At 68.4% G+C, this 19,900-nt stretch carries 15 protein-coding genes and 4 pseudogenes; 7 read left to right on the forward strand and 12 right to left on the reverse strand.

What is annotated here, in order from left to right; all coding sequences use genetic code 11:
- Together AD428_RS12860 and AD428_RS12865 are read left to right on the forward strand one after the other, a co-directional pair.
- Positions 1-297, forward strand: a pseudogene (locus AD428_RS12860) (Smr/MutS family protein); the annotation flags it as partial.
- The gene (locus AD428_RS12865) at positions 294-623 is read left to right on the forward strand and encodes a DMT family transporter (RefSeq protein ID WP_053245427.1); all 330 of its coding nucleotides are present in this window, start codon (positions 294-296) and stop codon (positions 621-623) included. The pseudogene AD428_RS12860 and the gene AD428_RS12865, both read left to right, overlap by 4 nt.
- 54 nt (positions 624-677) lie before the next feature.
- On the opposite strand, the pseudogene AD428_RS12870 reads toward AD428_RS12865, so the two are convergent.
- Positions 678-2,770, reverse strand: a pseudogene (locus AD428_RS12870) (sodium:solute symporter family protein).
- Complete coding sequence (locus AD428_RS12875) at positions 2,770-3,045, reverse strand: DUF4212 domain-containing protein (RefSeq protein ID WP_053245428.1); 276 nt, start codon at positions 3,043-3,045, stop codon at positions 2,770-2,772. The pseudogene AD428_RS12870 and the gene AD428_RS12875 overlap by 1 nt, the downstream one beginning before the upstream one ends.
- A gap of 671 nt (positions 3,046-3,716) precedes the next feature.
- Here AD428_RS12875 and kdpF point away from each other — a divergent pair.
- The 3 genes and pseudogenes from kdpF to AD428_RS24975 form a co-directional block, all read left to right on the forward strand.
- Positions 3,717-3,806, forward strand: a complete 90-nt coding sequence (gene kdpF / locus AD428_RS12880; RefSeq protein ID WP_053245429.1) for a K(+)-transporting ATPase subunit F — start codon at positions 3,717-3,719, stop codon at positions 3,804-3,806.
- The gene (gene kdpA / locus AD428_RS12885) at positions 3,806-5,590 is read left to right on the forward strand and encodes a potassium-transporting ATPase subunit KdpA (RefSeq protein WP_053245430.1); all 1,785 of its coding nucleotides are present in this window, start codon (positions 3,806-3,808) and stop codon (positions 5,588-5,590) included. Before kdpF ends, kdpA begins: the two co-directional genes overlap by 1 nt.
- Before the next feature lie 22 nt (positions 5,591-5,612).
- A pseudogene (locus AD428_RS24975) lies at positions 5,613-5,949 on the forward strand (potassium-transporting ATPase subunit B); the annotation flags it as partial.
- 129 nt (positions 5,950-6,078) lie between these two features.
- On the opposite strand, the gene trxB reads toward AD428_RS24975, so the two are convergent.
- Complete coding sequence (gene trxB / locus AD428_RS12895; protein ID WP_053245432.1) at positions 6,079-7,038, reverse strand: thioredoxin-disulfide reductase; 960 nt, start codon at positions 7,036-7,038, stop codon at positions 6,079-6,081.
- 42 nt (positions 7,039-7,080) lie between these two features.
- On the opposite strand from trxB, the gene AD428_RS12900 reads away from it, so the two are divergent.
- Positions 7,081-9,453, forward strand: a complete 2,373-nt coding sequence (locus tag AD428_RS12900) for a DNA translocase FtsK (RefSeq protein ID WP_152968075.1) — start codon at positions 7,081-7,083, stop codon at positions 9,451-9,453.
- Entirely contained in the window at positions 9,453-10,079 is a 627-nt protein-coding gene (gene lolA / locus AD428_RS12905) for an outer membrane lipoprotein chaperone LolA (protein ID WP_053245434.1), read from the forward strand. The genes AD428_RS12900 and lolA overlap by 1 nt, the downstream gene beginning before the upstream one ends.
- 497 nt (positions 10,080-10,576) lie before the next feature.
- On the opposite strand, the gene AD428_RS12910 is transcribed toward lolA, so the two are convergent.
- The 9 genes and pseudogenes from AD428_RS12910 to AD428_RS12950 form a co-directional block, all read right to left on the reverse strand.
- Entirely contained in the window at positions 10,577-11,002 is a 426-nt protein-coding gene (locus AD428_RS12910) for a RidA family protein (RefSeq protein ID WP_053245435.1), read from the reverse strand.
- Between the two features lie 26 nt (positions 11,003-11,028).
- Positions 11,029-12,483 (reverse strand): N-acyl-D-amino-acid deacylase family protein, encoded by a 1,455-nt coding sequence (locus tag AD428_RS12915; RefSeq protein ID WP_053245436.1) that lies wholly within the window; start codon positions 12,481-12,483, stop codon positions 11,029-11,031.
- A gap of 26 nt (positions 12,484-12,509) precedes the next feature.
- A complete protein-coding gene (locus tag AD428_RS12920; RefSeq protein WP_053245437.1) occupies positions 12,510-13,382 on the reverse strand; it encodes a MurR/RpiR family transcriptional regulator in 873 nt (290 codons plus the stop codon).
- The gene (locus tag AD428_RS12925) at positions 13,379-14,386 is read right to left on the reverse strand and encodes an ABC transporter ATP-binding protein (RefSeq protein ID WP_053245438.1); all 1,008 of its coding nucleotides are present in this window, start codon (positions 14,384-14,386) and stop codon (positions 13,379-13,381) included. The genes AD428_RS12920 and AD428_RS12925 overlap by 4 nt, the downstream gene beginning before the upstream one ends.
- Positions 14,383-15,390: an ABC transporter ATP-binding protein gene (locus tag AD428_RS12930; protein ID WP_053245439.1), complete on the reverse strand. Its 1,008-nt coding sequence runs from the start codon at positions 15,388-15,390 to the stop codon at positions 14,383-14,385. The genes AD428_RS12925 and AD428_RS12930 overlap by 4 nt, the downstream gene beginning before the upstream one ends.
- A 1-nt stretch (position 15,391) precedes the next feature.
- The gene (locus AD428_RS12935) at positions 15,392-16,261 is read right to left on the reverse strand and encodes an ABC transporter permease (protein ID WP_053245440.1); all 870 of its coding nucleotides are present in this window, start codon (positions 16,259-16,261) and stop codon (positions 15,392-15,394) included.
- Position 16,262: 1 nt separating this feature from the next.
- Entirely contained in the window at positions 16,263-17,204 is a 942-nt protein-coding gene (locus tag AD428_RS12940) for an ABC transporter permease (protein ID WP_053245441.1), read from the reverse strand.
- 34 nt (positions 17,205-17,238) lie between these two features.
- Complete coding sequence (locus AD428_RS12945) at positions 17,239-18,801, reverse strand: ABC transporter substrate-binding protein (protein ID WP_053245442.1); 1,563 nt, start codon at positions 18,799-18,801, stop codon at positions 17,239-17,241.
- Between the two features lie 124 nt (positions 18,802-18,925).
- Positions 18,926-19,865, reverse strand: a pseudogene (locus AD428_RS12950) (TonB-dependent receptor); the annotation flags it as partial.
- Positions 19,866-19,900: the final 35 nt, after the last annotated feature.

The following is a 19,900-nucleotide window of genomic DNA, read 5'->3' on the forward strand; positions in this document are numbered from 1 at the left end:
GCGGCCAGTGGCGCGCGGGGAGCCGAGCTCGACCTGCACGGGCTGCGCGTCGAACAGGCGCGCCACGCCCTGCTCTCCTTCCTGGACGAATGCCTGGAACACGGCATCCGCTGCGTGCGCATCGTGCATGGCAAGGGCTACGGCTCGCAGGGCCTGGAGCCGGTGCTCAAGGACAAGGCGCGCACCTGGCTGGTGCAGAAAGCCGAGGTCATGGCGTTTTCGGAAGCGCCCGAGCGCGAAGGCGGCGCGGGCGCGCTGCTGGTCCTGATGCGCCAACCCGACGGAGTCCGCAAATGAAATGGCTGTACCTGGCCGTGGCCATCGTGGCCGAGATCATCGCCACCAGCGCGCTCAAGAGCTCGGACGGGTTCAGCCGGCTGATTCCCTCGGCAGTCACGGTCACGGGCTACGTGGTGTCGTTCTATTTTCTTTCGCTGACCCTGCGCGAGATTCCCGTGGGCATCGCCTATGCGATCTGGTCGGGCGTCGGCATCGTGCTCATCTCGCTGGTGGGCGCCGTGTTCTTCAAGCAGCACCTGGACGCGCCCGCGCTCGCGGGCATTGGCCTCATCATCGCCGGCGTGGCGGTGATGAACCTGTTCTCCAAGTCCGTTCCCCATTGATTGCCGGCCCCCGCCGGGCGCCCGCCCCGTCCAGCGCCCCGGTGGAACGCGCCCTCAGGCTTCTTCGCCGGAGGACCGGCCGTTGTTGCGCCCGGGGCTGCGCAAATATTCCACCAGGGCGCGCGTGGCGCGGTCGGGCGCGGGCGTCAGCAGCGACACCACGATAATGGCCAGGAAGGCGACCGGGGCGCCGAACACGCCGGCCGCAATGGGCTGTATGCCCCACCACAACTGCACCGGCTCGGTGCGCGGAATGCCCATCACCCACTCGCGCAGCCAGGGCTGGGTGTGGGTCATGTAGGCAAAGGTGGTCAGGAGCCCGGCCGCCATGCCCAGCGTGGCGCCCCACTTGTTCGCGCGCCGCCAGAATACGCCCATCACCAGCGCCGGAAAGAACGACGAGGCCGCGAACGAGAACGCCGCGGACACCATGAACAGAATGTCGGCGGGCTTGCGCGCGGCCACCCAGGCCGCGCCGAAGGCCACGACCAGCAGCAGTATCTTGGACACCATCACGCGGCGCGCCGCCGACATGCGCGGCGACACTACGCGGTACCACATGTCGTGCGACAGGGAGTTGGAGAGCGTCAGCAGCAGTCCGTCGGCGGTAGACAGCGCGGCGGCCAGGCCGCCCGCCGCCACCAGCCCCGAAATCACATAAGGCAGGCCGCCGATCTCGGGCATGGCGAGCACCACCACGTCGGCGCCCATGCTGATCTCGCCCAACTGCACGATGCCGTCTCGGTTCACGTCCAGCACTTCCAGCAGGTTGCTGTCGACCGCGCTCCAGGCGTGCACCCAGTTGGGCAGGCTGAGAAAGCTGCTGCCCACCACCTGCGTGTACACCTCGTATTTCACCAGCAGCGCCAGGGCCGGCGCCATGAAATACAGCAGCAGGATGAACAGCAGCGACCAGGCCACCGAGCGCCGCGCCTCCACCACCGACGCCGTGGTGTAGGAGCGCATGAGGATATGCGGCATGCCGGCGGTGCCCAGCATCAGGCACAGCACCAGCGCCAGGAAATTGGCGCGCATGTGGCTGCGCTCCTGCGGGTCCTTGGACGGAAACGGCTCGGCATGCGGCACCGGCGGCGCGGCGCGCGCCTCGAACACCGCCTTGGCCTGCGACCAGGCCGCGCGGGCGTCCTCGACGCTCGCCGGGTAGGCTGCCAGCTCCCGCTCCACCGAGCGGATCTCGACCATGGGCGCGTCCGTGGCGTTCAGCTGCGCGAGCCGGCTGCGCAGCTTGTCGCGCTCCAGCGTCCAGGATTCGGGCAGCGCCTGCACCCGCTGCGCCATTTCGTCGCGCGTTCCTGCCACAGGCGGCGCACCTCGACTTCGCCCGGATCGTTCTGCAGATAGGCTTCCTTCTCGGCCACCTGCTGCAGCACCGCGCCGCCCGAAATCTGGGGCAAGGGGATGTGCGTGTGCTTGACCGACAGCCAGATCACCGGCACCAGGTAGGCGATGACCAGGATGATGTACTGGCCCACCTGCGTCCAGGTGACCGCGCGCATGCCGCCCAGGAAGGAACAGACCAGCATTCCTCCCAGCGCCACGAAAATGCCCAGCTCGAACGAGATGCCGGTCATGCGGGTGGTGATGATGCCCACGCCGTAGATCTGCGCCACCAGGTAGGTAAATGAGCACAGTACGGCGCAGAACACCCCCGCCAGCCGCGGCAGGTTGCCGCCGTAGCGCGCGCCCATGAAATCGGGAATCGTGTACTGGCCGAAACGGCGCAGGTAGGGCGCCAGCAGCGTGGCCACCAGCACGTAGCCGCCCGTCCAGCCCATGATGTAGGCCAGGCCGCCATACCCGGTCAGGTAGAGCGTGCCGGCCACGCCGATGAAAGACGCCACGGACATCCAGTCGGCCGCGGTTGCCATGCCGTTGTAGACGGCCGGCACGCGGCGGCCGGCCACGTAGTATTCCACCTGGTCCGAGGTGCGGCACACGATGCCGATGCCCGCGTACAGGCAGACCGTGACCAGCAGGAACACGTAGCCGATCCACTGCCGCGGCATGCCCAGCACCTCGGCCAGGGCCATCAGCAGGATCATGAGCAGAAAGCCTGCCGTGTAGAGCACGTACACGCGCCGCAGGCGGATGCGCAATTCCTCGGGACTGCCGCCGCCGAAAGGCATCAGCGGGTCCCCCCGGGGGCGTCCTCGTCGCCGTCCTTGCGGTTCATGACGCGCGCATAGACGACGACAATGACAAGATAGGCCAGCGGCGCGCCGTAGGCTGCCATCCAGAAGGCGAAAGGCCAGCCGATGAAATCGAACGACAGGTCGCGCGCGAAATATGAGGGCAGGAAAGTCAGCGCCGCCCAGACGAGCAGCGACACGAGGATCAGCCGCAGGTTGCGGCGCCAGTAGGAAGGCGGGGCGGAGTCAGGGGAAAGACGGGTTTCCGGCATTGTCAGGGTCTGTGCCACACCACTGATTATCGCGAAACGCGCCGCCTGAAAGCACCTGAAGCTGAATTGCCGGGCTTTTATGCGACAACGGCCGGCACTACCTGGTGCCAGCCGTTGTGCGTTTTGCTTTTTTTGAGTACTGCTTACTTTTTTATATACCGGTGCCGCCGGTTGTTTGCCCATGCAGGGCGTTGTCTCCTCACCTGCATGGGAAGAGATTCTGCACCAGTTACGGGATTGCCACACTAGGGGAATGCCCTAATTCGGCGCATTCATTTACTTATTCAATGCACCAAATCGGTGCATTGAATCACGAAAATCCCAGCTTCTGGGATTTTTTGCCTCGACAACTGATTCTGCCTCAATTTTCGCGCGCCCGGCGCCGGGCGCGCCCGCCCTGGATCGGACCGGGGTTCCGGCTACGTATTGCCCGGAATGGTGCACGGCGATTTTTACGCCGCCTTTACACCCCGCCGCGAAAGCTATACCCCGTTTTTACCCCCCGCTCCCTAATCTGCCGGTGTCCTGGCGGGCCGCCCGCCGCATGCATGGGAGCCTGGCTCCCGGGAGGAAGAAATGGATGCCGTCTATCTCGCGCTCTTCGCGCTCATGGCGGGGCTGACCTGGGCCCTGCTCCACTTCTGCGCCGCCCTGGCCCGGGGAGGCGCGTCATGACCTGGCTTTACTGGCTGAGCGGCGCAACGGCGGCGCTGCTCTTCGCATACCTGCTGGCCGCCTTGTTCAAACCGGAGAAGTTCTGATGGATGCCGATTTCCTGGGATTGCTGGCGCTGTACCTTGCCGTGCTGCTCGCGCTCGCCCCGCTGCTGGGGCGCTATATCCGCCTGGCCGTCGAAAACGGCCAGTGGCGCTGGACGGCCTGGGGCCGCCCCCTGGAGCGGGCCATTTACCGGCTGGGCGGCGTCGACCCCGCCGCGGACATGGGCTGGAAACGCTATGCCCTGTCGGTGCTCGCGTTCAACGTACTGGGCGTGCTGGCGGTGTACGCCTTGCAGCGCGCGCAGGGCGCCCTGCCGCTGAACCCCGCCGGCCTGGGCCCGGTGGCTCCCGATTCCGCGCTCAACACCGCGATCAGCTTCGTCGCCAATACCAATTGGCAGGGATACGCCGGCGAAAGCACCATGAGCTACCTCACCCAGATGCTGGCGCTCACGGTGCAGAACTTCGTTTCGGCGGCGACCGGCATCGCCGTGCTGTTCGCCCTGGTGCGCGGGCTGGCGCGGCACAGCGCGGCGGGAATCGGCAACTTCTGGGCCGACCTGGTGCGCAGCACGCTATACGTGCTGCTGCCCCTGTCGCTGGCGCTGGCCCTGGCGCTGGTGAGCCAGGGCGTGATCCAGAACACCAGCCCCTATCTCGAAGTGCCCCTGGTGGAAGCGGCGCACTATGAACAGCCGCGCATGGATGCGCAGGGCCGGCCCGTGCTCGACGCGCAGGGCCAGCCCCTGACCGAACCGGCGCTCGCCCGCACCCAGACCCTGGCCATGGGCCCCGTAGCCTCGCAGGAGGCCATCAAGCTGCTGGGCACCAACGGAGGCGGGTTCTTCAATGCCAATTCCGCGCACCCCTACGAAAACCCCACGCCGCTGGCCAATTTCCTGCAAATGCTGGCGATCCTGCTGATCCCGGCGGCGCTGTGCTTCACGTTCGGCGAAATGGTGGGCAACCGGCGCCAGGGGGCGGTCATTCTCGCCGCCATGACCCTGATGTTCGCCGCCTTCGCCCTGTGCACCCACTACTACGAGCGGCAGCCCAACCCCATGGCGGCGCAGGCCGGCGCGCAGACCCTGCCCGGCGTCGGCAACATGGAAGGCAAGGAAACGCGGTTCGGCGCAGGGGCCACCGCCCTCTACGCCACCGTGACTACCGCCGCTTCCTGCGGCGCGGTCAACGGCATGCACGACTCCCTCAACCCGATGGGCGGCCTGCCTCCCATGCTGTTGATGCAGCTGGGCGAAGTGGTGTTCGGCGGCGTGGGGTCGGGCTTGTACGGCATGCTGGCCTTCGCGCTGCTGGCGGTGTTCATCGCCGGCCTGATGATCGGCCGCACGCCCGAGTACCTGGGCAAGAAGATCGAGGCCTACGACATGAAGATGGTTTCGATCGTCATTCTGGCCACCCCGATGCTGGTGCTGGGCGGCACGGCCCTGGCCGTCACGCTGCCGGCCGGCCTGGCCGGTGTGCTCAACCCCGGCATACACGGCTACTCCGAGATCCTGTATGCGCTGTCCTCCGCGGCCAACAACAACGGCAGCGCCTTCGCGGGGCTGTCGGCCAACACGCCTTTCTACAACGTGCTGCTGGGCATCGCGATGTGGTTCGGCCGCTTCGCCGTCATCGTCGCCGTGCTGGCCCTGGCCGGCTCCATGGCGGCCAAGCGCCGCCTGCCCGCCGGCCCCGGCAGCATGCCGACGACCGGCCCGCTTTTCGTGACGCTGCTCATCGGCGCCGTGCTGATGGTGGGCGCGCTCACTTATGTGCCCGCGCTCGCCCTCGGTCCGGTCGCGGAGCAGCTGCAACCCTGATATGCAGAGGAATCCCCCCGACATGGCCCAGATCGAAACTTCCGCCGCCGGCGCCGCACGCCCCTTCGGGCTGTGGTCGCGCAGCCTGGCCGGCCCCGCCCTGCGCGACAGCCTGCGCAAGCTGTCGCCCGCGGCCCAACTGAAAAACCCCGTCATGTTCGTCGTGTACGCGGGCAGCATCCTGACCACGATACTGTGGCTGGCAGCCCTGGCCGGCCAGGCCGAAGCCCCGCCCGGCTTCATCCTGGCCATCGCCGTCTGGCTCTGGTTCACGGTGCTGTTCGCCAATTTCGCCGAAGCCCTGGCGGAAGGCCGGGGCAAGCAGCAGGTGTGCTGCGGCGCTGCGCACCACGCTGGACNGTCGTCCTCGGGCGCGGCGGCGGCCTTGCGCGCGGCCTGCGCCTTGCGTTCGTGTTCGGCGCGTTCCTGGGCGGCCTGCAGTTCCTTCTTCAGCCGCTTCAGGTCGGCCAGGCCGGCTTTGCTGCCTTTCACTGCCCTTCGTTCTCCAGCCAGCGCTGCGCGTCCAGCGCGGCCATGCAGCCCGTGCCGGCGCTGGTGATGGCCTGGCGGTAGACGTGGTCCTGCACGTCGCCGGCGGCGAACACCCCGGGCACGGAGGTCATGGTGGCCATGCCCGACAGGCCGCTGCGGGTGACGATGTAGCCGTCTTTCATTTCGAGCTGGCCTTCGAAGATGCCGGTATTGGGCTGGTGGCCGATGGCGATGAAGGCGCCCGTGGCCTTCAGGTCTTCGGTGGCGCCGGTGTCCACGTGGCGGATGCGCACGCCGGTGACGCCGGAGTCGTCGCCCAGCACTTCTTCCAGGGTATGGAAAAGCTTGAGCTCCATATTGCCCTTTTCGACCTTCTCCATCATCTTGTCCACCAGGATGGGCTCGGCGCGGAACTTGTCGCGGCGGTGGATGAGCGTGACCTTGCGGCAGATGTTGGACAGGTACAGCGCCTCTTCGACGGCGGTGTTGCCGCCGCCCACCACCACCACGTCCTGGTTGCGGTAGAAAAAGCCGTCGCAGGTGGCGCAGCCCGAGACGCCGCGTCCCATGAAGGCTTCCTCGGAGGGCAGGCCCAGGTACTTGGCCGAGGCGCCGGTGGCCACGATGAGCGCGTCGCAGGTGTAGACGTTGCCCGTGTCGCCCGTGAGCGTGAACGGGCGGCGGGAGAGGTCCACCTTGGCGATGTGGTCGAACACCAGCTCGGTTTCGAAGCGCTCCGCATGCTGCTGGAAGCGCTGCATGAGCTCGGGGCCCTGCACGCCGGCCGCGTCGGCGGGCCAGTTGTCGACCTCGGTGGTGGTCATGAGCTGGCCGCCCTGCGCGAGGCCCGTGATGAGAACGGGCTTGAGATTGGCGCGCGCGGCGTAGACGGCGGCGGTGTAGCCGGCGGGGCCGGAACCAAGTATCAAAACTTTAGCGTGCTTGGGCGTGGACATGGGCGGGTATCTTTAGGGTAACGCCCAATTATAATGAGCCGCATGCCGCGTATCTCCAATGCTACCCCGCGCGCCTCGCGCAATACCCGCAATGGGCCGTCGCCGCTCCAGACGCGAATTTCTTCGCTGCTGCGCGAGGCCCGCTGGATCCTCTTCGCCGCGCTGGCCGCCTGGCTCACCCTGGTGCTCGCCACCTGGAATCCGGCCGATCCGGGCTGGTCGCACTCCGTGTCCGCGGGCGCCATCCACAACCGGGGCGGGATGCTGGGCGCCTACCTGGCCGACATCCTGCTCTATCTGTTCGGTTTTTCCGCCTGGTGGTGGGTCGTGCTGCTGCTGCACCGGGTGCGCGCCGGCTACCGCCGCCTGGCCAGCCACCTGCGCGTTACCAATAGTAAACAACCCGAGCCGCTGCCCCGCGTGCACTGGGAGGAGGGCATAGGCTTCTTCCTGCTGCTGGTGGGATCGCTGGGCATGGAGGCGCTGCGGCTTGCGAGCCATGGCACGCATCTGCCGGGCGCTTCCGAAACGGCCAGCGGCGCGGGCGGCGTCATCGGCCACACCCTGGCCGACCTGGTGAGCCGCAGCATCGGCTTCACAGGCAGCACGCTGGCCTTCCTGGTCATGGTCGCCATCGGCCTGAGCCTCTTCTTCTCCTTCTCCTGGCTCGCGCTGGCCGAGCGCGTGGGCGCCTGGCTCGAAGGTCTGGTGCGCCGCGTGCGCGATTCCTACACCGCCCGCCAGGACCGCAAGGCGGGCCAGGTGGCCAAGGCCGTGCGCACCGAGCAGGTGGAGGCCAAGCAGGAAAAACTGGTGCACGAGCAGCCGGTGCGCATCGAGCCCGCCATCACGGTGGTGCCCAAGTCCGAGCGCGTCGAGAAAGAAAAGCAGCAAAGCCTGTTCTTCGCCCCCGCGGGCGGCGAAGGCGACCTGCCGGCCATCAGCCTGCTCGATCCCCCCGTGGCCAACCAGGAAACCGTGTCGGCCGAAACCATCGAGTTCACCTCGCGCCTCATCGAGAAGAAGCTCGCCGACTTCGGCGTGTCCGTCACGGTCGTGGCGGCGCAGGCCGGGCCCGTCATCACGCGCTACGAAATCGAGCCCGCCACGGGCGTGAAGGGCAGCCAGATCGTCAACCTGGCCAAGGACCTCGCCCGCGCGCTCAGCCTGGTGAGCATCCGCGTGGTGGAAACCATTCCCGGCAAGAACCTGATGGGCCTGGAGCTGCCCAACCCGCGCCGCCAGATGGTGAAGCTCTCGGAGATCATCGGCTCGCAGACCTACCACGCCAGCCAGTCGGTGCTGACCATGGCGCTGGGCAAGGACATCGCGGGCAATCCCGTGGTGGCCGACCTGGCCAAGATGCCGCACCTGCTGGTGGCCGGCACCACGGGCTCGGGCAAATCGGTGGGGATCAACGCCATGATCCTCTCGCTGCTGTACAAGGCCGACGCCTCGCATACGCGCCTCATCCTCATCGACCCCAAGATGCTGGAAATGAGTGTGTACGAAGGCATACCGCACCTGCTCGCGCCGGTCGTCACCGACATGCGCCAGGCCGCCAACGCCCTGAACTGGTGCGTGGGCGAAATGGAAAAACGCTACCGCCTCATGAGCAAGATGGGCGTGCGCAACCTGGCGGGCTACAACGCCAAGATCCGCGACGCCATCAAGCGCGAGGAGCCGATTCCCAACCCCTTCTCGCTCACGCCGGACCAGCCCGAGCCGCTCGCGCCGCTGCCCACCATCGTGGTGGTCATCGACGAGCTGGCCGACCTGATGATGGTGGTGGGCAAGAAGATCGAGGAACTCATCGCCCGCCTGGCGCAAAAAGCGCGCGCGGCGGGCATCCACTTGGTGCTCGCCACCCAGCGGCCCAGCGTGGACGTGATTACCGGCCTCATCAAGGCCAATATCCCCACCCGTATCGCGTTCCAGGTGTCGTCCAAGATCGATTCGCGCACCATCCTCGACCAGATGGGCGCCGAGACCCTGCTGGGGCAGGGCGACATGCTGTACATGCCGCCGGGCACCGGGCTGCCGGTGCGCGTGCACGGCGCTTTCGTGCATGACGACGAAGTGCACCGCGTGGTGGAAAACCTGAAGGCCCAGGGCGAGCCCAACTACGTCGAGGGCCTGCTGGAAGGCGGACTGGACGGCGACGGCGCCGACGGCGCCAGCAGCGTCACCGGCATCGGCGGCGACGCCGAGTCCGACCCCATGTACGACCAGGCCTGCGAAGTGGTGCTCAAGCACCGCCGCGCGTCCATCTCCCTCGTGCAGCGGCACTTGCGCATTGGTTACAACCGAGCGGCCCGGTTACTGGAGCAGATGGAGCAATCGGGTATGGTGTCGGCGATGCAATCCAATGGCAACCGGGAAATCCTGGTGCCTGCCGCCCGAGAGGAAGCATGATGCCTACCCTACGTGGCATGGCCGCCGCCGCGGCCCTCTGCCTGTCCCCCGCGCTGGCGCTCGCCGCCAGCGCCCAGGAACAACTGCGCGCCTTCGTCGGCACCGTGAGCGCCGCCACCGGCTCTTTTTCGCAGGTCACCATCGGCAATCAGCAGAGCCGTCCGCAGCCCACGCAGACGGGCACGTTTTCGTTCCAGCGTCCCGGCAAGTTCAAGTGGGCCGTGCAGCGGCCCTACGAGCAGCTCATCGTGTCCAACGGCCGCCAGGTCTACCAATACGACCCCGACCTGGCGCAGGTCACGGAGCGCAACGTGGACGCGGCCATCGGCACCTCGCCGGCCGCCATCCTGTTCGGCTCCGGCTCGCTGGAGCAGTCTTTCGAGGTGTCCGCCCTGCCTTCCCGGGACGGCGTGGACTGGCTGCGCGCCAAGCCCCGCAATGCCGACGCCGGCTTCTCCCGCGTCGACATCGGCATGAAAGACAACCTGCCCGTGCGCGTCGAACTGCTCGACTCCTTCGGCCAGACCACCCGTGTGGACCTGTCCGGCATCACGCCCAACCCCCAGCTCCCCGCCAGCGAATTCCAGTTCGCGCCCCCCAAGGGCGTGGACGTGGTGAAGATGTAGGCCGACAGGGAATCCGCGGCGCCCCGGCAGCCTCCGAAGCGAGCCCGTTCTTGCCAGCGCCGCCCCCTTGAGGGCGCGCGCGTCAGCGGGTAGGGGGTCTTCATGCAATCAATTTCCACCTTCGCATCCCCCCTCTCCCACGGGGCGGAACTTTACCCTTCGGCGCCAGACGCCCTCCCCAAACCAGGGCGCCGCGGATCCGGCTTGGCCGGTCCGCCAGCGCCGCCCCCTTGAGGGGGCCCGCGTCAGCGGGTAGGGGGTGGGTTCTTCATACAATCAATTTCCACCTTCGCATCCCCCCTCTCCCCAAGCCAGGGCGCCGCGGATCCGGCCTGGCCGGTCCGCCAGCGCCGCCCTCTTGAGGGCGCGCGCGTCAGCGGGTAGGGGGGTCTTCATACAATCAATTTCCACCTTCGCATCCCCCCTCTCCCCAAGCCAGGGCGCCGCGGATCCGGCTTGGCCGGTCCGCCAGCGCCGCCCCCTTGAGGGGGCCCGCGTCAGCGGGTAGGGGGTGGGCCTTTATACGCCACGCAATCGATCTCCACCTTCGCGTCCACCATCAGCGGCGACTGCACGCAGGCGCGCGCCGGCGCGTACTCGCCGAAATACTCGCGGAACACCTTGTTGAAAGCCGGGAAGTCGCGCGCGTCGTCCAGCCATACGCCGCAGCGCACCACGTGCTCGGGTCCGTAGCCCGCTTCTTTCAGGATCGCCAGCAGTTGCTGGATGGCCTTGTGCGATTGCGTGACGATGCCGCCCTCGACGACTTCGCCGTTTTCCATGGGCACCTGGCCAGACACATGGAGCCAGCCGTCGGCGGCCACGGCGCGCGCGAACGGCATATGCGAGCCGCCCTGGCCGGCGCCGCCGGTCGCGCCGTAGCGCGTGATGCCGTATTGATCGGGGGTGGGAGCCTGGTTCATGCTTTTCTCCTCGTGGCAGGTCTGTTTCAGCGGAAATCCGCGCGCAGGTCGCCCTGGCGGGGAAGCCAGCGTCCGGCGCGCAGGCCGGTGGGCTGGCCGTGGTCGTAGGACAGCACGCCGTTGACCCACACGGCCTCGATACCGTCCGCGGCCCGGACCGGGTCGGCGAAGGTGGCGCGGTCGGTCACGCCCGCGGGGTCGAACAGCACGAGATCGGCGTGATAGCCCTCGCGCACCAGGCCGCGCCCGGCCAGGCCATAGCGCCGCGCCGACAGGCCGGTCATCTTGTGCACGGCCTCGGCCAGCGGGAACAGCCCCACGTCGCGGCTGTAGTGTCCGAGCACGCGCGGAAACGCGCCCCACAGGCGCGGGTGGGGCATGGGGTCGTTGGGCAGGCCGTCGGACCCCACCATGGTGAGCGGGTGCGACAGTACGCGGCGCACGTCGTCTTCGCGCATGTTGTGGTACACCGCGCCGGCCGGCTGCAGGCGCGAGGCGGCCTCCGTCAGGCTCACGTTCCAGTCGCGCGCAATCGCGGCCAGCGTGCGGCGCGCCTGTTCCGGGTGCGGGGCGGACCAGGTGATGAAGATATCGAATTCGTCCGTGACCTGCTTCAGGTCCAGGGTGGACGAGCTGGCCGAATACGGATAGCAGTCGCAGCCCACCCGCTGCATGCGGCCGGCGTTCTCCAGCGCGAACAGCACCTCCTTCGTGCGGCCCCAGTTGCCCGCGCCCGCGCATTTCAGGTGCGACACCACCACTGGCACGCGCGCATGCAAGCCCACGTTGAAGGCTTCCTGCATGGCTTCGAGGATGGCCGCGAATTCCGAGCGCAGATGCGTGGCGTACAGCGCGCCGAATTCGTCCAGCGCCTCGGCCAGCAGCTTGACCTCGGCGGTGTCCGCCTCGAAGGCGGACGCATAGGCCAGGCCCGTGCTCAAACCGATGGCGCCATGCGCCAGCGCGTCGCGGAGTTGTTCCCGCATCGCCAGTGCCTCCCGGCGCGTGGCGGGGCGGTCGAGCCGGTCCATGTGGTTGTTGCGCAGCGCGGTGTGGCCCACCAGCGCCGCCACGTTCACGGCGGGCCGGGCTTGCTCGATGGCGCGCGTGTAGTCGGCGAAGGCGGGGTAGCGGAAATCGTCCGGGCCGCCCAGCAGGTTCATCGGGTCGGGCGGATCGCCGCGCAGCGTCACGGGAGAGGCGCTGATGCCGCAGTTGCCCACGATCACGGTGGTCACGCCTTGCGAAAGCTTGGGCAGCATGCCGGGGGTGCGGATGACGTTGGTGTCGTCATGGGTGTGCACGTCGATGAAGCCGGGCGCGAGCGCCAGGCCCCGGCCGTCGATGCGCCGCGCCGCCGGCCGGCCGCCGAGCGCACCGATGGCGGCAATGCGGTCGCCGGCCAGCGCCACGTCGGCGACGGTTTCGGGGCCGCCGGAGCCGTCCAGCACGCGGACCTGGGCGATCAGGGTGTCGTACATCGGGAGCGTCCGTTGCGCGTTGTCGTTCAGTCGCCCAGGGGCAGCCGGTTGGGGCCGCCGCGGTACTCGTCCAGCGCCAGCTTGATGCGGCGCAGGCGTTCGCGGTTGCCGTCCTGGTCGAGCATGGCCAGTTCCGTGGCCAGCAGGTCGATGGCCAGCATCATGGCGTAGCGCGACGCCGAGGGCTTGTAGATGAAGTCGGTTTCGGCCGTGCGTATCGGCACCACGACGTCGGCCATGTCCGCCAGCGGCGAGGCGGGATCGGTGAGCGCCACGATGCGGGCCCGGTACTGCTTCACGATGCGGGCGCCGCCCAGGATTTCAGGGGTGAGGCCCGAGGCGGAAAGCGCCAGCACGGTGTCGCGTTCGTCCAGCGTGGCCGCCACCATGCGCAGCAGCACCGCGTCGGTATAGGCGGCCACCGGATAGCCCAGGCGCACCAGCCGCGACTGGATCTCATGGGCCAGCACCGCCGAGGCGCCGCCCATGCCGAAGACGTAGGTCATGCGGGCCTCGCGCACCAGCGCGGTGGCGCGTTCGATCAGCGGCTCGGTGAACTCGGGCAGATGCGCGCGCAGCGTGCTCTCGATGTCGGCATAGATGCGCGCGTAGAAGGTGCTTTCCTCGGCGGGCGCGGAGGCGTCCAGGAAGCGGCTGCCCACCGCGCTGGCCTGCGCCAGCTTCATCTTCAGGTCGCGCGTGTCTTCGCAGCCCACGGTGCGCGCGAAGCGCGAAATGGTGGCGATGCTGACGCCCGCCTTGGACGCAAGCTGGTCCACCGTGGCGCTCGCGCTCCAGATGATGTCGTCCAGGATGGCGTCGGCCACCTTGCGCTCGGTGACGCTGAGCGCGTCGCGGCGGCTGCGTATCTGGAAAACGATATCGCGGATCATGTTCATGCGATGGTCCTGTTGAGAGGCTCGGCCTGGAGGGCGTCCAGGCGCAGACAGGCGGCCTGGTGGCCGGGGCCCGCTTCGGCCGGCGGCGGCACGGTTCGCGCGCAGGCGTCGACGGCATGCGGACAGCGCGTGCGGAACACGCAGCCCGATGGCGGGTCCACCGGGCTGGGAATATCGCCCTTGAGCAGGATACGCGAACGGGGCGCGCGCGGATCGGGCACGGGCGCGGCCGACAGCAGGGCCTGCGTGTAGGGGTGGCGGGGGTTGCCGTAGACCTCGCGCGTGGGGCCGCGCTCCATGACCCGGCCCAGGTACATCACCACGACTTCGTCGCACAGGTAGTCCACCACCGCCAGGTCGTGCGCCACGAACAGCATGGTCAGCCCGAGGTCGCGCTGCAGGTCCTGCAGCAGGTTCAGCACCTGCGCCTGCACGGAGACATCCAGCGCCGAAACCGGCTCGTCGGCCACGATGAAGGCCGGTTCCACCGCCAGCGCCCGCGCGATGCCGATGCGCTGGCGCTGGCCGCCGGAGAATTCATGCGGGTAGCGCCGCGCATGGCCGGCGTCCAGGCCCACGCGCTCCAGCAGCTCGGCGATGCGGGCCGCGCGCCGCTGTTGGGCAAGCTGGTGCGTGTCCAGCGCTTCGCCCAGGATCTCGGCCACGGTCATGCGCGGATTGAGGCTGGCATAAGGGTCCTGGAACACGATCTGCATGCGGCGGCGCCAGGGCAGCAGGGCTTTTTCGGTCAGGCGGGTGATGTCCACGCCGTCGAACTCGATGCGTCCGGCGGTGGGCGCGAAGAGGCGCAGCAGCGCGCGGCCGGTGGTGGTCTTGCCCGATCCGGACTCGCCCACCAGGCCGACGATGGTGTTGCGCGGCACGTCGAAGCTGACGCCGTCCACCGCGCGCACCACCGGGGCATGGCGCGCGGACGACGTGGGAAAATGCACCTTGAGGTCCTGGACGCGGACCAGCGGGGGGGCGGCGGAGGGCGCGTTCATGCGGCAGTCACCTTGATGCAGCGGGCGCGGTGGCCTGCGCGCACCGCCTCCAGTTCGGGCACGGCCCGCCGGCATTCGCCGGCGGCGATGGGGCAGCGCGGCGCGAACGCGCAGCCCGGCGGCAGCGACAGCACGCTGGGCACGTTGCCGGGAATGGCGCGCAGGCGCTCGCCCGAGGCACGCAGCGCCGCCGTGGGAATGCACGACAACAGGCCGCGCGTATAGGGGTGGGCAGGCCGTTCGAAAAGCGCGTACACGTCGGCGTCTTCCACCACCCGCCCGGCATACATGACCGCCACGCGGTGCGCGATCTCGGCCACCACGCCCAGGTTGTGCGTGATGAAGAGAATGCTCATGTTCAGCTCGGCCTGCAGGCGGCGCAGCAGGTCGAGGATCTGCGCCTGCACGGTGACATCCAGGGCGGTGGTGGGTTCGTCGGCGATGAGCACGGCCGGATTGCAGGCCAGCGCCAGGGCGATCATCACCCGCTGGCGCATGCCGCCCGACATCTGGTGCGGATACTCGCCGAGGCGGCGCGCCGCGGCTGGAATCTCCACCCGCTCCAGCATCTCGCGCGCCCGCGCCAGCGCCGCCGCGCGCGTGCCGCCTTCGTGCTGCAGCACGGTCTCGGCGATCTGGTCGCCCACGGTGTACAGCGGGTTCAGGCTGGTCATGGGTTCCTGGAAGATCATGGCGATCTCGGCTCCGCGGATGCGCCGCAGCGTTGCCGCCGGGGCCCGGGCCAGGTCGTGCTCGCGGCCCTGGCGGTCGCGGAACAGGATGCTGCCCGCCTCGATGCGGCCGGCCGGCCCGGGCAGCAGGCCCATGATGGACAGGCTGGTCACCGACTTGCCCGATCCCGATTCGCCCACGATGGCCAGCGTTTCGCCGCGGGCGAGGTCGAAGGTCACGCCGTCCACCGAGCGGGCGATGCCGTCGCGGCTGTGGAACCAGGTTTTCAGCCCCTGCACGGAAAGCACGATGTCGCGGATGCCTGCGCTCATGTCACAGCTCCTTGCGCAGGCGGGGGTCGAGCACGTCGCGCAGCCCGTCGCCCACCAGTTGCAGCGACAGCACCGACAGCACGATGGCCAGCCCGGGGAAAATCATGATCCAGTCCGCCGAGCCCATGTACTGCTGGCCGGCGTTGATCATCGTGCCCCAGGTGGGAATGTCGGGCGAGACGCCCACGCCCAGGAAGGACAGGCCCGCCTCGGCCAGGATGGCGTAGGCGAAGATGAACGTGCCCTGCACCAGGATGGGCGAGACCAGGTTGCGCAGCACGTGCACCGTCACGATGCGCCAGGTGGGCACGCCGAGCGCGCGCGCCGCTTCCACGAAAGGCAGTTCGCGGATCACCAGCGTGGAGGCGCGCACGATGCGGGCCAGCCGCGGGGTGTAGACGATGCCCAGCGCCACGATGACGTTGACGAGCGAGGGCCCCAGCGCCGCCACCAGGGAAATGGCCAGCAGTATGTCCGGGAAGGCCATCATGGCGTCGATCAGGCGCGATACGAATTTGTCGGCCGAGCGGAAGAAGCCCGCCACCAGTCCCAGCGCGATGCCCAGCGCGCTGGACAGCACCACCACCGAGAAGCCGACCAGCAGCGACAGGCGCCCGCCGTAGATCACCCGGCTGAACACGTCGCGCCCGAAATCGTCCGTGCCGAACCAGTGCGCGGCGCCGGGCGCCTTGAGCCGGTTCATGATGGAGAGCTTGAACGGATCGTAGGGGCTGATCCAGGGCGCCAGCAGCGCGGCGGCCACCAGCAGCGCCAGCACGATGAGGCTGGCCAGCACGGTCTTGCGCGAAACCAGCAGGCGCAGCGCCTGCCATTTCTCGGCGCCGGCCGGAGTCAGGGTCGCGGTTGTCATGTCAGTAGCGCACCCGGGGGTCGACCGCCAGATACAGCAGGTCGATGAACAGATTGATGAGCACGTAAATGGCGGCGATCACCAGCAGCGCGCCCTGGATCACGGGGTAGTCGCGCCGCAGCACGGCCGAAACCACGAGGTTGCCCACGCCGGGCAGCCCGAACACGGTTTCCGTGACCACCGCGCCGCTGATGAGCAGGGCGGTGGTCAGGCCCAGCACCGTCAGGATGGGAATCAGCGCATTGCGCACCGCGTGCCGGAGTATCACCTTGCTTTCGGGCAGACCCTTGGCGCGGGCGGTGCGCACGTAGTCGTCGCGCAACACGTCCAGCATGCTCGCGCGGATGAAGCGCGTGATGAGCGCCGAGTTCACCAGCCCCAGCACCACCGCCGGCAGCACCAGATGCGACAGCCGGGTGGCCAGCGACGCGTCGGGGCCGCCGTAGCCCGCCACCGGCAGCCAGCCCAGCCTGACCGAGAAAAGCTGCATCAGCAGCAAGCCCAGCCAGAAGCTGGGCACGCTGGAGGTGAACATGGAAAAACTCAGCACCGACTGGTCCAGGACCGTGCCCCGCCGCACCGCCGACAGAATGCCCACCGGCAGCGCGATGGCGCCGGCGATGGCAAGCGACATCAGCGTCAGGAGCAGCGTGGGTTCGGCCCGGTCCGCCAGGGCCGCCAGCACCGGCTTGTTCAGGAAAATGGACTGGCCCAGGTCGCCCTGCGCCAGCTTGCCCAGCCATTGCACGTACTGCGCGGCCAGCGGCTGGTCCAGCCCCAGGCGGGCGCGCAGCGCATCGATGTCCTGTTGGCTGGCCTGGGGCCCCAGCATCACGGCGGCGGGATCGCCGGGCGTGAGGCGGATGATGACGAACACGATGGTTGCCACGATGAACATCACGGCCACCAGTCCGACCAGGCGGTTCAAGAGATAGCGGAGCACGGGCGGTATCCTGCTTGCGGTTCGGCGGCGGGCTTCAGGGCCGGGCGGCGGCCTTCCAGGCGTTCCAGAAGTACGGCCAGGCCGAAGGGGTAAAGCCTTGCAGCGCGGGCGAGCGGGCGGCCAGCGCGTTGAAGTCGCCCACTTTCACGAAGGGCACCTCGTCGTACACGGCCTGCTGCACGTCGGCCCAGCGCTTGACGCGCTCTTCCTGCGTGCGGGCCTGGTTGAAGGCGTCCATGACCTGCGCGCGGCGCGGCGTGTCCCACCAGCCCGGGGCGTCCCTGGACGGGAAGTCGATGAGCGCCGGCTCGGGCAGGAATACGCTGTGGGTGATGAAGATGTCCCACACGGCCGGATTCTGCCGGCGCTGCGTGAGCGTGGCCCAGTCCACGACCTGCATGTCCACGGTGAAGCCGGCCGCCTTGAGGTATTCGGCCGCCACCAGCGCCATCTTGTAGTGGAACTCGTATTGCTGGCTGGTCAGGATGCGGATCTTGCGGTCCTTGATGCCGGCCTCGTCCAGCAGCTTCTTCGCGCCCGCCGCATCGCCCTGGTTATAGACCTTGCCGCCCAGCGACGTAGCCCAGGGATAGCCCTCGGGGTAGAGGTCGCCGTTGAGCTTGTAGAAGTCCTTGTTGCCGAAGGCGGCGTACAGCATGTCTTCTTCGTTGAGCGCGAGCTGCACGGCGCGCCGCGCCGCCAGGTTGGACATGATGCCCGCCTTGGTGTTGAGCACCAGCCGCGGCCAGCCGAAGGGCTTGAGCAGCACGGCCTCGGACCGGCTGCCTTCGAGCTTGCCCATGGCTTCCACCGGCAGCGAGTCCACGTAGTCGAACTGGCCGGCCGCGGCGGCTTCCGCCCGCGTGTTGGCGTTGGCCACCGGCACGAAGCGGATCTCGTCCGCGTACTGCTTGCGCGCGCCGCCGTAGCCGTCGGGCTCGCCGGCCCGCTGCCTGTAGCCGTCGAAGCGCGTGAGCTGGATGTACTGGTCGGGCACGCGCGCCTTGAGCTGGTAGGGCCCCGTGCCCACGAACTCTTTCAGCACGGGCTCGATCTTCTCCTTGGGCAGGATGACCGCCGCGCTATTGGTCATGGCCAACAGCGCGGTAAGCGGCGCATAGGGCTGCTTGAGCGTGATGCGCACCGTGCGCGCATCCGGCGCGTCGATGCCCGCGATGACGCGGCTGGCCATCGTGCCGCGCGAGGCCGCTGCGGTCCAGCGCTCGAGCGAGGCCAGCACGTCCGAGGCGTCCATGTCGGAGCCGTCGTGGAACTTGATGCCTTGGCGCAGCGCGATGGTGTAGACCAGCCCGTCCGGGCTGATCTCGGGCAGCTTCTCCGCCAGCAGCGGCGTCAGGTTCCACTTGGCATCGAAGGTATAGAGGGTTTCGAAGACATGCTGCGTGAGGATGCTGACGAGGTCCGCCGTGCTGATCATGGGGTCCAGTGTCGGCGGCTCGCCGATGGTGGCGACCGTGATGGCGCCTCCCTTGACGGGCTGCGCGCTCAGGGCGGAAACCGACAGGGCGGCCAGGCCGACGGCGCCGGCCAGCAGCAGGCGCTTCAGCCCGCCGCGCCGGATGGTGCGCAAGTTCATGATGCTCTCTCCAGGCTATGGGTGGGGAACAGCGATGAGATACGTAACGCGGGTCAGAAATAGGTGGGCGCCACGCCCGTGACGCGGTAGTCGTCGTCCACCAGCAGCACCTGCCGCCATTTGTCCCGGTGCCTGGGTTGTAGACATAGCGTTCCGCATCGCGCCAGTCGCGCCGGCTTTCGATGCGGGTAGAGCCGCGCGCGCACCGTGGTGGCGCCGTTGGGCGTCCAGGTGGAGTCGAGCTGGGTCCATTGGTCGCGAAAGCGCATGAAGCTGTCGCTGACGTTGTAGTTCTCGTGGCGGACGGCGTCGCGCTGTTCTCCGTCGATGAGCGGCGTGCCGAAGTAGCGCATGGGGCGCTGGTAGCCATACGCGTAGCTGAGCGTAGTGGTCCATTGGGGCGAGGGATCCCAGCGCAGCGCGCCGGAAAAGGTGGCGTCGCCCGATTGTCCGAGATCCACCCAGCCGTCGGTGTAGTTGCCGCTGAGGTCCAGCCGGTAAGACAGGGTGTCGCTCAGTGCGCCGCCGCTGCCCAGCCCCAGCCGGGCAGTGTCCTGCGTGCCCACCGTAGCCTGGACCTCGTTCTCGATGGGGCCGCGCGTGGGCTTTTTGGGTATTACGTTGACCACGCCGCCGATCGCGCCGTCGCCGTAGATGACCGAGGCGGGGCCGCGCAGCACCTCGATGCTCTGCACCGACCAGGTGTCGAAGGGGAAGGTGACGCCCACGCCGCCGTACTGGCGCAGCCCGTCGTACAGGCGCATCACCGAGGTGCTGTCGGTGAAGCCGCGAGAGGACAGGGCGCTGTTGCCGTTGCCGGGGTGGGGCATGGCCGAAATGCCGGGCGCGCGCGTGATGGCGTCGAGCACGTTCGTGTCGCCGCGCGACTCGATCTGTTCGCGGGAAATAATGTCCACGCTGGCGGGGGTCTGCATGGGCGTGAGGCCCAGGTTGGAGCCGGTGGAGGCGGGCTGGTTCAGCGAGGACTCGGCGCCGGCGGACACGACGATGGGCTGGAGTTCGGCGGGGGATTGCTGCTGCGCATGGGCGGGCGCCGTGGCCAGCGCGAGCGGGAAGAGGGCAAAGCGGGCGAAGAGGG

It is taken from the genome of Achromobacter sp. DMS1 (assembly GCF_001270295.1).

Coding starts and splice junctions, on each gene's coding strand:
- AD428_RS12865 (WP_053245427.1), top strand. CDS start 294: ATGAAATGGCTGTACCTGGCCGTGGCCATCGTGGCCGAGATCATCGCC.
- AD428_RS12875 (WP_053245428.1), bottom strand. CDS start 3,045: ATGCCGGAAACCCGTCTTTCCCCTGACTCCGCCCCGCCTTCCTACTGG.
- kdpF (WP_053245429.1), top strand. CDS start 3,717: ATGACCTGGCTTTACTGGCTGAGCGGCGCAACGGCGGCGCTGCTCTTC.
- kdpA (WP_053245430.1), top strand. CDS start 3,806: ATGGATGCCGATTTCCTGGGATTGCTGGCGCTGTACCTTGCCGTGCTG.
- trxB (WP_053245432.1), bottom strand. CDS start 7,038: ATGTCCACGCCCAAGCACGCTAAAGTTTTGATACTTGGTTCCGGCCCC.
- AD428_RS12900 (WP_152968075.1), top strand. CDS start 7,081: ATGCCGCGTATCTCCAATGCTACCCCGCGCGCCTCGCGCAATACCCGC.
- lolA (WP_053245434.1), top strand. CDS start 9,453: ATGCCTACCCTACGTGGCATGGCCGCCGCCGCGGCCCTCTGCCTGTCC.
- AD428_RS12910 (WP_053245435.1), bottom strand. CDS start 11,002: ATGAACCAGGCTCCCACCCCCGATCAATACGGCATCACGCGCTACGGC.
- AD428_RS12915 (WP_053245436.1), bottom strand. CDS start 12,483: ATGTACGACACCCTGATCGCCCAGGTCCGCGTGCTGGACGGCTCCGGC.
- AD428_RS12920 (WP_053245437.1), bottom strand. CDS start 13,382: ATGAACATGATCCGCGATATCGTTTTCCAGATACGCAGCCGCCGCGAC.
- AD428_RS12925 (WP_053245438.1), bottom strand. CDS start 14,386: ATGAACGCGCCCTCCGCCGCCCCCCCGCTGGTCCGCGTCCAGGACCTC.
- AD428_RS12930 (WP_053245439.1), bottom strand. CDS start 15,390: ATGAGCGCAGGCATCCGCGACATCGTGCTTTCCGTGCAGGGGCTGAAA.
- AD428_RS12935 (WP_053245440.1), bottom strand. CDS start 16,261: ATGACAACCGCGACCCTGACTCCGGCCGGCGCCGAGAAATGGCAGGCG.
- AD428_RS12945 (WP_053245442.1), bottom strand. CDS start 18,801: ATGAACTTGCGCACCATCCGGCGCGGCGGGCTGAAGCGCCTGCTGCTG.